The sequence below is a fragment of the Pseudoalteromonas sp. SG44-8 genome (genome assembly GCF_014164125.1).
GTDB classification, from domain to species: Bacteria; Pseudomonadota; Gammaproteobacteria; order Enterobacterales; family Alteromonadaceae; genus Pseudoalteromonas; species Pseudoalteromonas rhizosphaerae.
In genome coordinates this window covers 24,263-39,405 of sequence record NZ_JACJEQ010000012.1, presented here as the reverse complement: position 1 = coordinate 39,405, position 15,143 = coordinate 24,263, and the positions used below count along the sequence as shown (strand labels likewise).

Sequence of the window (15,143 nt, the reverse complement as noted above, 5' to 3'; positions counted from 1 at the left end):
TAACGCTGGCATTTTTTATACTTTAACGATTATTTTGCTAATTTTTTAGCAAGGTATAACCAAGTTTCAAGTACTGTATCTGGGTTTAGTGAAACAGAATCAATGCCCTGCTCTACTAACCACGCAGCAAAGTCTTCATGATCTGATGGACCTTGACCACAAATACCAACATACTTTCCTTTTGCTTTGGCAGTTTGAATTGCCATAGAAAGTAGTTTTTTGATTGCAGGGTTACGCTCATCAAATAAATGGGCAATTAATCCTGAGTCACGGTCTAAACCAAGTGTAAGTTGCGTTAAATCGTTTGAACCGATTGAAAAGCCATCAAAATGTTCTAAAAATTCATCAGCAAGTAATGCATTTGATGGAAGTTCACACATCATGATTACTTTTAAGCCATTTTCGCCACGTTTAAGGCCATGCTCTTCAAGTAATTCAATAACACGTTTACCTTCTTCAAGGGTACGTACGAATGGGATCATGATTTCAATGTTGGCCATATCCATGTCGTTACGAACACGTTTGATTGCTTCACACTCTAGTGCGAAACAGTCACGGAAATCTTCCGAAATATAACGTGCTGCGCCACGGAAACCAATCATTGGGTTTTCTTCTTCAGGCTCGTATTGTTGTCCGCCAACTAAGTTAGCATATTCATTTGATTTAAAATCAGACATACGAACAATTACACGCTCTGGTGCAAATGCACAGCCTAAGGTCGAAATACCTTCAACTAATTTAGCAATATAGAATTCAACCGGTGATTCATAACCTGCAATCATCTGTGTGATTTCAGCTTTTAACTCATCTGTTTGAGCATCAAAATTTAGCAATGCTTTAGGATGCACACCAATCATACGGTTGATAATAAATTCAACGCGCGCAAGACCAACACCTGAGTGTGGTAAGCGTGCAAAATCAAATGCACGATCTGGGTTACCAACGTTCATCATGATTTTCATTGGTAGTTCAGGCATTTTATCGACACGTGAAGTGAGGATTTCAAAATCTAAAATACCTTCATAAATAAAGCCAGTGTCGCCTTCAGCACATGATACGGTTACTTCTTGGCCTGCTTTAATTAGGTCAGTTGCATTACCACAGCCTACAACTGCTGGAATACCTAACTCACGGGCAATGATTGCCGCGTGACATGTACGACCACCACGATTAGTTACAATCGCTGCAGCACGTTTCATGATAGGTTCCCAATCTGGATCAGTCATGTCGGTTACTAAAATGTCACCTTGTTGAACTTGATCCATTTCTTTAATCGAATCAAGTACACGAACAACACCTGAGCCAATTTTATGACCGATGGCACGTCCTTCAACGACAACAGCACTGCTGCCATTTAGTTGAAAACGCTCCATAACATTCGTATCTTCGTTTGAACGAACTGTTTCAGGGCGAGCTTGTACAATGTATAGCTTGCCGTCATTACCATCTTTTGCCCACTCGATATCCATCGCGCGGCCATAATGTTTTTCGATGATCACAGCTTGCTTTGCAAGCTCTTGAACTTCGGCATCGGTAATTGAGAATTTATTTGAAAGGGCTGCATCTACATCTACGATTTCTACTTGTTTACCATGCGCTTGATCGGCAGAGTAAATCATTTGAATTGCTTTTGAGCCAATATTACGGCGCACTACAGATGGCTTACCTTTAGCAAGTGTTGGTTTATGAACATAAAATTCATCAGGGTTTACTGCGCCCTGTACAACCATTTCACCTAGACCATAACTTGAGGTGATAAACACGACATCTTCGAAACCTGATTCAGTATCAATACTGAACATAACGCCAGACGATGACTTATCAGAACGTACCATGCGTTGAATACCCGCAGATAATGCTACGCCGCGATGATCATAACCCTGGTGAACACGGTATGAAATGGCACGGTCATTGAAAAGCGATGCGAACACATGCTTGATGGCGACCATTACTGAGTCGATACCACGTACATTTAGGAAGGTTTCTTGTTGACCTGCGAATGATGCATCAGGCATATCTTCAGCTGTTGCTGATGAACGTACTGCGAATGAAACATCGTCTGCTGCATTGCCGTGGAGTTGGCTGTATGCGTCGCGAATGGCTTGGTCTAAATTAGGTTGGAATGGGGTGTCGATAATCCACTGACGAATATCAGCGCCGACTTTTGCTAGTGTATTTACATCTTCCACGTCCAGTGTGTCTAAAATGTCGTGGATCTTTGCATTTAGTCCTGATTGCTCAAGAAACTCATTAAATGCGTCTGCGGTAGTAGCAAAACCACCTGGGACTTGTACACCAGCGTTTGCTAGGTTAGAAATCATTTCGCCGAGTGAGGCATTTTTGCCGCCAACACGAGGAACATCTTGCATACCAAGCTCTTGATACCAGAGAACGTATTCTTGCACGGATCTTTCTCCAAAAAAACAAATTGTAGTAATAACTGTGAGAGTTAAGAAAGAAAACCTTCTAAAAAGGTCACCTTCATTCTACACTGGCAATAGACCTTACGTAAACCGTAGGGTGGCTATTTTAACTATTAAACGTAATAAAAAGGTTAATATGAGAACTGCATTTTATATTTCTGACGGTACAGCTATCACTTCTGAAGTATTTGGCCACGCCACTTTGTCATTATTTCCCGTTGAATTTAATCATAAAACTATCCCTTTTGTTGAAACTGAAAAAAAAGCGAACGAAATAAAAGCATTGATCAATGCAACGGCACAACGCGAAGGCGAAAAACCATTGGTTTTTTTTACTTTTGTTAATCACAATTTAAGTGAAATTATTCGCTCATCGACCGCCGTTACTTATGATTTCTTAACTACATTTAGTGAGAAAATTGAGCAAGAACTAAAAGTAGCGCCTGTGCCTAAAATTCATCGTACTCATTCAATGCATGAAAAAAGTTATGACTTTAGAATTGATGCCGTGAACTATGCGCTTACTAATGATGACGGCGCTAATATTAGTAACTATGCTGAAGCCGATATAATTTTGGTCGGCGTAAGCCGCAGTGGTAAAACGCCAACTAGTTTATATTTAGCGCTACAGTATGGTATTAAAGCAGCTAATTACCCTATCACTGAAGAAGATTTAGATTCGGGTAACTTACCACAGTGCTTAGTAGCCTATAAGCATAAGCTGTTTGGTTTAACGATTGATCCAGTCAGGTTGGCTGATATTCGCCAACGCCGTATGGCTAATTCAAAATACGCATCACTTAAGCAATGTCGAATCGAAGTACGCGAAGTTGAAATGCTGTATAAAAAACATAAGCTGGCGTATTTAAATTCGACCCATCATTCTGTAGAAGAAATTTCCGCTAAGATCATTTCTGATACTAACCTTGAGCGACGTAAGTACTAACTTCAATATAGCTAATTATAGTTACACAAGGTATAAAAATAATATCGGACATTAAAAAAGCCGCAGATGCGGCTTTTGATTTTTTGGACTAACTCTACTTACGTGCGTCTTTTAATAAATCTGCAACTAAGAAGCCAAGTTCTAATACCTGATCAGCATTTAAACGTGGGTCACACTGTGTGCGATAACGCTGTGCTAGATCGTCATCAGATAATCCGTAAGCACCACCAGTACACTCAGTAACATGTTGGCCAGTCATTTCTAAATGAACACCACCTGCATACGAGCCCTCAGCTTTATGAACTGCGAAGAACTGGCTGATCTCACGCAAGATATTGTCAAAGCTTCGGGTTTTATACCCTGATGTCGCTTTTTCAGTATTCCCGTGCATTGGATCAGAACTCCAAATTACTTTACGGCCTTCTTGTTGAACGCGACGTACTAAGGCCGGCAACTTTTCAGGAAGTACATCAGCACCCATACGTGTAATTAATGTTAAGCGCCCTGGGATGTTATCTGGATTAAGCGCATCAATTAAACGAATTAAGTCGTCAGGATCCATTCCTGGGCCAACTTTTACCCCAATTGGATTTTTAATACCTTTAAAGAATTCGATATGTGCATGATCAAGTTGGCGAGTACGTTCACCAATCCAAACAAAATGTGCTGAGCAGTCATACCAATCGCCAGATAGATGATCACGGCGAGTAAGCGCTTCTTCATACCCCAGTAATAACGCTTCATGAGAGGTGTATAAATCAGTCTCTTTAAGGCTTGGTGCAATTGTTGAGTTAATACCGCACACTTCCATAAACTCAAGCGCATCTTGAATCTTATCCGCAAGTTGTTGGTATTTTTCTTTAAGTGGGTTTGCTGCAACAAAACCCATGTTCCAGCGATTTACCTGATGTAAATCTGCAAGTCCACCTTGTGCAAATGCGCGTAATAAATTTAATGTTGCTGCACTGTGATGATAAGCCGTCATTAAGCGTTGTGGATCGGGAATACGCGCTTGTTCAGTGAACTCAAAATTATTTACGATATCACCACGGTATGAAGGTAAAGATACCCCATCAATGGTTTCTAAATCTGCTGAGCGTGGTTTAGCATATTGCCCTGCCATGCGCGCAATCTTAACTACAGGGCATTTACCGCCATAAGTTAGTACGACTGCCATCTGTAATATTGTTTTAAATGTGTCACGAATATTAGCGGCATTAAAGTCACTAAATGATTCAGCACAATCACCACCTTGAAGTAAGAAGGCACGGCCTTCACAAACGTCTTCTAGTTGTTTAAATAAACTACGGGTCTCTTCTGCGAAGACCAGTGGCGGTGCACTCTTTAATTGGCCTTCAACAGTTTTCAGCGCTTCTTGATCTGGATACTGTGGCTGCTGAAGTATTGGGAGCTCTCTCCAGCTATTTGGGTTCCACGACTGCATATTAATTTCCTCATTCCTACATTTACCTGATAGATGAAAATTAACGTATGCAGTGCCCCTGTTCAAGGACTATATTCGCTAATTATCAATTATTTAGTTATGAGATAAATATTATTGATGATTTGCACTGTTCTGCCACCTTTTTATTTTTTAAAATATGCACAGGGTATTGTTTAACTTATTAATATAAAACATAAAATTAAATAACAGAGCAAGACCGTAGTAAATAAATCAAGTGCCTACTTTACAACTAAAAATAAGAACACATCATACTTAAATTGCAATGCTATGTACTCTTAACTTTACAGGTGAAATTAAGTTATTTTTTATATCAAATGGCTGAAGTTTAAAATATGTGCTATGAGTGCTGGATAATACAAAGGTATACCTAAATTAAATGAAATTCAGTTCGCCTGATGCTGCTTGTAATTACCTTGTTTGATTCATGTTGGCTAGTATTTCAAATTACTGATAGTTGTCAATTCAAGACTGAATAACACTGCAATTAAATTAAGCAATAGTATGTAATTGTAAAATTCGAGCGCTGGTTTGACTCCAACTCCTATACATCTTATTGGCTTATTTCTCAGCGTTCATACAACATTTTTATAATGCCTGGCTTAAACTAGATAGGTTTAGCAGCTTGTTATCACTGTAGTTCAGCTCTTTAACAATATCGACGATTACTTAAGCTTCATGGTTATAAAGTCTTTATGCGCTGTTTATCTTTGTGCTCATAGCCATAAACTTACTACTGCAACTGCACGACTGATATTTTTTAGCTATTTAAATTAGATAATCCCCTTAAGCAAAATTGAAATAGTGTGCCTATAACTAATTTATAGAATTGGTCACATCTATAAGCTCCCGTAAATTATTGCAATGATATACCAGTATCCATTGGCAACTGAAAACTACAATAGAGTTAGTCCTCCCCCTTTAATTACACAGCTTTTACTTAAGGTAAATACTTCTATCGCATCGGAGATTATGCAATTGCAGCAACATGATGTACTTAATCATCAGCTCAAAGGCAATATTTAAACATACTTATTTAGAGATGATCGAACTTTTAAGTTAGAAAAACTATCAACCTATCCGTTATAAGATCCTTACCAAATTTTAAGAACACATCATACTTTATACGATTTAAAATATATACTTAGCATCGAGTAGAATTTAACAATATATAGACAGTTAATTGTGCGCTGCTTTGTTTTTAGTTTAACTGCGGCTATGGTAGACTATTATCATCTATATTGTATGATGTGTTCTTATGGTAACTAAAGTACAAATTCGCAGTCAGTTCGATTTACTTAGTGATTTAACTAATCACTTTATTGATGATTTAATGCAATGCGATTATTCAAAGGCTGATTATTATCAATTGCCTGATATTGATAGTAACGATGAAAAGATAGTCCCTCAATCGATCAATGTTACAAAAATTACAGGTGCTACGGGCCAAAAGTTGATTTTAAATTCATTTAACGATATCTATAAAAAATCAGGCTTAAGTAGTCGTGTTTTAAAACGTCACCCTGGGTTACTGGTAATAAAAAATGCGGATCAAAAACAACTTGTTGCTCGAATTCAACAATTAAATAAAGCTAAAGCTGCATTTAAAGAATGTATTCTAGCCATTGATAATAATGATGCTCGCTTTGAAGCGGTTCATAATGCGATACCAAATTTAATAACACTCGCCGCGTACCGTAAAATTCATTTTGAAGTAAACTCCCCTTTTTCAGTTCGTTTTACCTGGATGCACAAACACGCGACTAAAACACTGACAAAAAAGATGGCACTAGCCATGCTCGAAAAATCAGCCGGTTATTCCAATCCTAGAATGATAGATCAACTCAGTTGGCAAACACTCGTTGCTCAAGAACAATTACGTGTCGCTAGTTTAGGAGATAAAGATAAATTACGAATAAGACGCCCAACCCGCGTTAGCCCACAAGTAAATGTGAGATACACCGCGCAAAATCGTTATCATGTTAGTGCCGCACTACCTTTTATTTTGATAAACCCTGAACCGGATGTAAAACTAGGTACGTTATCAGATTATCAAAAACCACAAAGCCATCCGCGTAAACGAGAGTATGATTTTCTTGTTGATAGATTATATTTGGAACAAGTTGATAAATAATTATGTTAAAAAGGCCGCTTTATAGCGGCCTTAGTCAGAATAAGCTTAAGCGGTAAGTTAATCTTTAACTATTTCTTCAATTTTATCTTCGTCGATTAAAACTGCATTTTCAACTATGCGTTTACCACCTTGAATTTCAATACGTTTGTTATGCTTATTCAAAGTAAGTATTTCATCACAAAACTGATCTGAAGGATGCATCTCGTATGTATAATCGACAATGTTGCCAGTTTTATCATCTTTAACATTCGTAATGCTATATTCTGAAATAGCACCTTTTTCGATAAGATCTTTCATCGTAGTGGTCATATCACGACGCAATGCTTTTAATTTATTTTCAGTGATATCGTCAGTTGAATAGATTGAGCCATATTTTTCCATGATAGATAACAATCTAAAATGATATGTTTTTCCTGGTGCCGCATAGCGCCAAAGATGATAAAGACGCAACATCATCCAGCGAGATAATCCGCGCTTTAATTCTTGCGCGCTATTGAAATAGTAACCTTTGTATTCAAGGTTATCGATCATGTTATGGACAAACGCATTCAAGCACGCAACACATTTAACATTACCGCCCTGCCCTTTTTTACCACTAAAGTGCAAAGAAGAAAGAAAGTTCATATTTGATTCGTAAAATGAATCATCAATATTGGTATTTTTAGTATCTGTCGCTGAATACTTAAACGATAGCTTAGAACCTTGCAGTGCTTCTAATGCTTCTTTGATTTGTGGGTAAGGCATTGATTGCCCAACAGCTTTAAGTTCTTGCGCTAATTCGTTCATCGAAAAAACCACGGCATATTGAATACCGGACTTAAAATTGATTTTAACAATTTTACCTTTAGAAGCTAAACGGATTAATGCACGTTCTACTTTTTCTTCACGATCTGATGGCCAAACTAAATATTCAACATCTTCACCGTCTTTACGGGTACTTACTACCGCTGGAGTAATTTTAATTTCACCATCATACAAAATGCCATCCACTTTTTCGGATATTTTTCGAGTAATAATGGTTTTTTTAGGCGCTTCTTCGAGTGGTAATTTTTTATGGCCTGAGCGAACAAAACGTCCCCACAAATCATAATGATTAAAAGTATTCGAATAGGCCCTTAGTCCATGCGCTGCATTTTCTAATGAAACTCGCACATCTTTATTGTCTGTAAATAATGCGAGGCTTTCGTTATCTATTGCACTTTCCACCCCGTGGATCTGACCCCGTAATGTATCGGGTAAGTTATCTACCGAGATGTTGACCTTTCGGTTCATTGTTCTTATTTCCAATTTTATTGCGACAGCTAATAACAACACATTAAACAGAAAAAGTTAAATGTTTAAGTTAGTACAAAACTGATCTGGGATTAAAATATATGTTCAGATCACTATTTTACTAAGTAACCTTAATGATCTTGATTTTCAGATCAGTTTTTTACTAACACTACGGTTATAAGTCTAAATTTTACTAACTCACGCATATTTTTGTCCGTCTATTTTTGTTTTTTAACCAAAAATACACGACATAAATCTAATTTTTACTAATGCCTGTGGATAATCATCGAATCAGTTAGCATAGATCTGATCTATACCTACTACAGATCAGATCTATACTAATTGAACAGCCTATTTATCCCGATCGTAAGTGGATAAGTTCTTAATTATCTTAGTAAAAAACTGATCTCAACAGCGGTTTTTGTGCGTAAACCTGTGTTCAAACTGTGCATAACTTAAGTCTCAGATTCAGAGTTAGTAAAATTACGATCTGTCAGTTACTAAAGATCTGATCTTAACCAAGTATAAACCTGATCCACTTTTTTTACTATTATTTATATATATCAAAAACTTAGATGTGTATTTTATGCCCTTAACCTTTACTACCTTATATATTTAACCACCTTTAAACTTCTTTATTTATACTAAGCAATTTTAAAATTACAAATTAATTCTAAATGTCTTGTTATTAAAAGCCATGTCGTCATAAATAGTTGTTTACAGTCAATTGAATGGACATTATACTTAATACCTAACTTCGAGGAATAAAGTATGTCAATTCATAATAATGCGCTATCCACCTATCGGCTTTTAAAAGCAACTGCAGAAGTCGCAGAAAAATCATTAGCAGGACGTATTCAGCATTATCGTGCCCACTTAAAATCTGAAGAAAAAGAGCTTCGAACTTACACTCAAAAAGCAGCAGCAGATCTGTTAGGCTGTAACAATCGTACCTTAAAACGCCGCCATGACAATGGTGATTTTGATGAGCTAAACATCAAACGCGGTGCAAACGGCCATTACGCTTACACTTTGGTAAATATATTTGCTATGGCAGATATAATGGATATTCAGCCAGATCACCGCAATGTTGACGATAAATTACAAGTTATTGTTATCAACTCTCTAAAAGGCGGCTGTGGTAAAACAACCAGTATGGTAAATATTGCTGCAGCCCTAGCTACGACTAACATTAAACGTTACCGTATTGGTATTATTGATTTAGATCCGCAAGGGTCATCATCAAGTTTTTTCCCACCCAGTGAACCTGAACCGATCACGGTCGGTGATTTAATGCGAGATTGCATTGATTTAGATCCAGATGAAACTTGGCAGCAACTTGTTACAAATGCTTTTTTGCCTACGCATATCCCAAATATACGCATTTTGCCTTCTGGTATGGATGACTTTTACTTTGAACATGAAACTGCAACGTTGCTAAAAGATAGTTCAAGTTATGAAAAAACCCGTCATTACCATAAACTATTAGAAAAAGTTATTGATCCGGTCAAGGATCAATTCGATATCATTTTAATTGATACAGCTCCATCTCTTAACTTCATGTTTTATAATGCTTTAATGGCATCTACGGCAATGCTGATCCCGGTGCATCCTGAGGCCGTTGATTTCGATGCTAATAACAAATATTTAAAACGTTTAGGCGAGATCTATCATACCGTTGCATCTTTAGGTCATGAAGGCTGGGACTTTATGCAATTTTTAGTAACTAATTACGTAAAAGGCAATCATTCACAGCGTGACATCGTTAAAGATGTACGCAGTGCATTTGGTCGTCAGGTAATGAGTTACCCAATTAACCACAGCTCGGCAATTACAGCGAGCTCTTCGTCATTCAATACTATTTTTGATCAAAAAACATCTGACAGCTTAGCAAGTAGAGAATCACTGATCAGAGCTCAAGAAAATATAAAAGATGTTGTTGATGAATTAGAAATGCTGATCCGTTCAAACTGGCAATCAACACAATCTCAATTGAATGAAACTAAGTAAGGTAGTTAACAAAAAATGGCTAAAAAACGTAAAAATGACACCAGCTTAGATCCTTTTGCTACTTCAATTGGTAATAGCAATCTTGATGAATTACTAGAACAAGCAAACGCAGGCGATGTGATCAAAATGCCTGCACCAAGCGATCCTAATCGTCAGATCACACTCGTTTGCAAAGTGATCCCGCATGCTGAAATAGAAAGTACCACCAAGGTGTACGCAAAAAATCGTCGTGTTCAAGTATTACTCAATGAAAAGTCTGTCGCTGATATACTCCCTGCAATAGCCGAGGATGGTCGTAACCAACACCCCGCCCTATGTTGGGACAAAGGTGATGAAACGTTGGTATTAGCCGGCTCACGTCGTCGTATGGCATGTATAATCGGCAATGCTGACTACATGGTTCTTAGTTCGAGTGATTTTACAGATTTAGATGCTAAGATTTTAGCGGTATCGTCAGACCAATATATTGCCCCGAGCCTCTGGGAGCTTGGCCAAGCATATCAACAAACAAAAGATGAGTTAGTTGCACAGGGAAAAAAAGGCTCTTACCGTGAAGTAGCCGCCATTGAAGGTGTATCGCATACAGCTATTGCTGATGCAATTAAAGCCTTTGAGAAGCTTCCTGCTGCTGTACTTGCCCTTTATCCAACAGCGAATCATGTTGGCCGTGAAGTAGCTAAAAAACTGATTGCAGCAAAAGAACGTGATGAGCATAGTTTTAATCAGCAAGTAAATCATCTGACACACGATAATAGCTTAGATGAGATTATTGGTGATGATAAGCGTGCAATGGCGATCACTAAATTGCTTACCGCTGAGCCACAGTCAACTCAACGTCGAGAAGCACTACTAGAAAATAATTACATTAGCTTGCAACGTAATTTAAAAAGTGGTGATTTATCAATCAAAATTGATAATAAAGTGATGACTGACAAGCGCTTAGAACAGCTAACTAAGTTATTAAATGCATTTAACTAGTTAATAAAAATCTGATCTAAAGGCTTTTTTTGTTAGTAAAATTCTGATCCCAAACTGTGTTTTGTTAGTAAAATAATGATCTGAAATATCAATAAACCTTACTATTGAGCTCATAGATCATTTTTTTACTAACTGATTAGCTATATTTTTCATTCTTACCGCTATTTTTTTATAACTTAGTAAAAATGTGATCTGTAAACGCGCTTAATTATTAGCAATATGTTTATAACTTGTGGGTTTATTGTTGGTTAGTTGTGTTTAACTATTAAATTCAGCTGTTTTTGTATTGAGATCATTTTTTTACTAACTTATCAGCTCCAACCAGTCTTTTTAATCATTTTAATGCTTTAGCTCGACGCCGATAAATCATATACTGGTAAAATTATTTTTATTTTTTACTGCCCTGAGCAATATGTCTGCTAACTTATCTAAGAATGACCTACTCGCTATTTTTGAAGAGATCAAGCAAGAGCAAGCGACTCAATTTCCTTTATCTGAACGATTTATTAAACAGCTGTTTAAGCCTCATGTGCTCAGTAAAGCAAAAGAGTACGTAGCAAATGGTCAAATTAATTGGTTAGAGCATAATCATGATTTCTCTGTCATTGATGCCTCGGTGTTTGGAAATCAAGGCAGTACTTTTACCCAACACATAGAGATAAAGAAGTTAGCCAATGGTTTTGCAGTTGATCGACACTGTTCATGTAATGCCAAAACTAACTGTCGCCACTTGGCTGCTGTATTGTTAAAGCTGAAGATTGATCATTCTGGTGATTACGGCCAAGACTATATAATGAATGATTGGTTTGAAGAGCTAACAACACTTAAGCAAAACCAGTCAGCACAAGCTAAAAATGTACTTTTATTTGTGCTTGATGTAGAAAACAATCGGGTTATTTTAACACCAAAAATTGCCGCTTTCTCTGCAGAACATCAGTATACCCTCGGTAGAAACCTTACTGATCAGCAGCTTAATAGTTTTGTAACACCATCCGATTTACTCGAAACTGATTTTCGTTTATACAGTTGGATCCGTTCTCAAAATGCACTTGGTAATTTAGAGCTTAGAGGGCAATGGGGATTTAACGCATTACAGCAGTTGATTGCTTCTCAGCGTTTGTTTTTTGGGCGTTCTCGTCAGTCGATTAAAGCTGACAGTGCTGAAGATCTGAGTTTTTCGTGGTCACACAAAAAAGATCTTATTCAATTAAATGTAAGTTTAACGGGTAAACAATCCTGGTTCTTACTTAAAACCACACCACCAACTTACCTTGATACAGAGTCACTACGCATAGGCCGTTTACGTACGCCACTAAGTGGTGAAGAAGTTGCTCATATCAGAGCGATCCCAGCCATTCATACAGCTAATTTTGATCGTGTCTATAAGCAATTAGCTGCAAATTTTGGTGACGGTGTGATACCCCATTACCAATCATCTGAACGTAAAAAAATAAAACGGGTAGCAGATACTTGCGCGGTTATTGATGTTAGTAATAGCAATAACCAATTAAAGCTTACGCTTACCTTTAACTATCAAGATGGTAATTACGCTCCAAACTCAGCACCAGCAAATATTCTCAATGCATCGCTTGAAAATACCGTTATCACAGAGCTCACAAATTTAGGCTTTGAACTATGTAAAGGGGCTTTACAAAATGAGTTTGTTTTTAATAAACAATCAGTTATTCATCAGCATTGGTTTAAATACGAGGTTTTGCCTAAACTTCGTCAGCGTGGTTGGAAGGTAACTGATAAAAAACTAGTGATTAAAAAATCAATCACTAATGTCAGCTTGGATGTTAAACGTGGTAAAGGTCATCAAATTGTTAGTAAAATAATGATCTCAAACGCTAAAGCTGCCACCGTATTAGCAAACGATAATTCAGAATTTCAATCACTTAATCGTCAAAGCGAACTTTTTTATTATTATGCAAATGGTAAACAGTTTGGAGTAATAACAAAACCAGCTTTTGATACGCTTACTGATTTTAAAGATCGTTTTGAGTTTATAAAAACACGCGATGAATTACTTATACCTTTATCATTTTTAGTGCATTTAATAAAGATGAGCTGTTTTGCGGTTAACTTAGTCGACGACAGCTTAGAGTCTTATTTAGCTGAGCTAGATGCACCAACTACTGCCACTACAGTGTTACATGGCTTGAATGCGGGCGTGCGGCTTCGCGAGTATCAACAGCAAGGCGTTCAGTGGCTACAGTTCTTAAAACGCCATCAGTTAGGCGGAATACTAGCCGACGACATGGGATTAGGCAAAACCTTACAAGTTATTGCATTTTTAGCTAACGCACGGCAACGAGAGCAAGCAGGCCCAACGTTAATTGTCTGTCCAACGAGCTTGGTAAGTAATTGGCAAAATGAAATGGCTAAATTCGCCAGTAGTATTAAAGTGACGACCCTATTTGGTAGCGCGCGGATTGAGCAATTACAACATTTAGCCCAGGCAGATTGCATTCTTACTACTTATCCATTACTCAAGCGTGATATCGCTTACTACTCACCGTTGTATTTCGAGAATATTATCCTTGATGAAGCGCAGTATATAAAGAATGACAGTGCGCAAGTATCTCGTTTAGTTAAGCGTTTAAATGCTCAATTTAACTTATGTTTAAGTGGTACACCGATTGAAAACAATTTATTTGAATTGAAATCATTGTTAGATTTTGCAATGCCTTCCTTGCTTGGTTCACAGGCTCATTTTAAGCAGCATTTTCAGACTCCGATTGAGCGTGACGCTGATAGTGATCGTGCTAAAGAGCTTAAATCACTGATCTTGCCTTTTATTTTACGTCGAACTAAAGCTGAAGTAGCACAAGAGCTACCACCGAAAACAGAGTTGATCAAAGAGTTTGAATTCGAAGCACAGCAAAAAGATATTTATCAAAGCATTACTGATTCTCTAGAAGAGAAAATGGTCGACCTGTTTGCTTCCCAAGGCGCGCAAAAGAGCAAATTAGCCTTTTTAGAGGCGTTATTAAAGTTACGACAAATATGTTGTCACCCGCGTTTGATTGACGAACACACCTCAGCTAGAAGTGCAAAACTTGACTGGTTGAGTAGCCATTTACCAGTGATGTTAAGCGAAGGTCGTAACATTATTATTTTTAGCCAGTTTACTTCTGCATTAGATATTATTGCGCAGCAGTTAGCATCATTGGAGATCAATTTCAGCCTGCTTACAGGGCAAACGCGCCATCGCGATAAAGTGATCGAAGAATTTACCAGTGGTAAAACGTCGGTATTTTTGATCAGTTTAAAAGCTGGCGGTACAGGGCTTAATCTTACTCAGGCGGACACTGTGATCCATTTCGATCCTTGGTGGAATCCAGCAGTAGAAAAACAAGCGACAGATCGTGCTTATCGAATCGGTCAAACAAATCCTGTTTTTGTTTATAAACTGATAATGGCGAATTCAATTGAGCAAAAAGTATTTAAAATGCAACAACATAAGCAAGCGCTTGTTGATGCATTATTTACTGAAAAATCAATGAGTTTTACAAAGTTTGACGAACAACAAATGCTTTCTTTGATAAAAAGTTAGCATTATTTCAAATTAGCCTGATTTATTTTGAACTAAATTAGCGTGAGGGCGTCTACTTCTTTGCTTGTTGTTGAATTGCAGTTTACACAAGCATCATTGTTGATTTCCCCCTATTTGGTTACTAGTTTTAGTAATGATTGAGCCAGCCCATTTTGAGCTGGCTTTTTTTATGCCTGCTATTTGGTTCACGAGTTATTTTCAACAAATTTAAATTTATTTTGAACTAAAGTAGTTTGAGGGCGTCTACTCTTTTGCTTGTTGTTGAATTGCAGTTTACGCAAGCATCATGTTGATTTCCCTATTTGGTTACTAATTTTAGTAATGATTGAGCCAGCCCATTTTGAGCTGGCTTTTTTTAT

8 protein-coding genes are annotated in these 15,143 nt (G+C 37.4%); 5 read left to right on the top strand and 3 right to left on the bottom strand.

Annotation, left to right across the window (positions count from 1 at the left end):
* Positions 1-29: 29 nt before the first annotated feature.
* Entirely contained in the window at positions 30-2,405 is a 2,376-nt protein-coding gene (gene ppsA, locus H5163_RS11455; RefSeq protein ID WP_149980298.1) for a phosphoenolpyruvate synthase, read from the bottom strand.
* Between the two features lie 154 nt (positions 2,406-2,559).
* Here ppsA and H5163_RS11450 point away from each other — a divergent pair, with 154 nt between their 5' ends.
* A complete protein-coding gene (locus H5163_RS11450) occupies positions 2,560-3,369 on the top strand; it encodes a pyruvate, water dikinase regulatory protein (RefSeq protein ID WP_149980299.1) in 810 nt (269 codons plus the stop codon).
* Between the two features lie 94 nt (positions 3,370-3,463).
* Here H5163_RS11450 and H5163_RS11445 read toward each other — a convergent pair whose 3' ends face one another.
* Positions 3,464-4,813, bottom strand: coding sequence for a class II 3-deoxy-7-phosphoheptulonate synthase (locus tag H5163_RS11445; protein WP_145239021.1), 1,350 nt, complete (start codon positions 4,811-4,813; stop codon positions 3,464-3,466).
* A gap of 1,276 nt (positions 4,814-6,089) precedes the next feature.
* Between H5163_RS11445 and H5163_RS11440 the strand changes: the two genes are divergently transcribed.
* On the top strand, positions 6,090-6,965 hold the full coding sequence (locus H5163_RS11440) for a DNA replication terminus site-binding protein (RefSeq protein WP_145239018.1): 876 nt from the start codon (positions 6,090-6,092) through the stop codon (positions 6,963-6,965).
* Positions 6,966-7,022: 57 nt separating this feature from the next.
* Here the strand turns inward: H5163_RS11440 and H5163_RS11435 are convergent, their stop codons facing one another.
* On the bottom strand, positions 7,023-8,237 hold the full coding sequence (locus tag H5163_RS11435; protein WP_145239015.1) for a replication protein A: 1,215 nt from the start codon (positions 8,235-8,237) through the stop codon (positions 7,023-7,025).
* 771 nt (positions 8,238-9,008) lie between these two features.
* Between H5163_RS11435 and H5163_RS11430 the strand changes: the two genes are divergently transcribed.
* From H5163_RS11430 to H5163_RS11420, 3 genes are all read left to right on the top strand, one after another.
* Entirely contained in the window at positions 9,009-10,247 is a 1,239-nt protein-coding gene (locus tag H5163_RS11430) for an AAA family ATPase (protein WP_145239012.1), read from the top strand.
* Between the two features lie 15 nt (positions 10,248-10,262).
* On the top strand, positions 10,263-11,225 hold the full coding sequence (locus H5163_RS11425; RefSeq protein ID WP_182731207.1) for a transcriptional regulator: 963 nt from the start codon (positions 10,263-10,265) through the stop codon (positions 11,223-11,225).
* Positions 11,226-11,637: 412 nt separating this feature from the next.
* Positions 11,638-14,784 (top strand): DEAD/DEAH box helicase, encoded by a 3,147-nt coding sequence (locus H5163_RS11420; RefSeq protein WP_145239006.1) that lies wholly within the window; start codon positions 11,638-11,640, stop codon positions 14,782-14,784.
* The last annotated feature ends 359 nt before the right edge of the window (positions 14,785-15,143 follow it).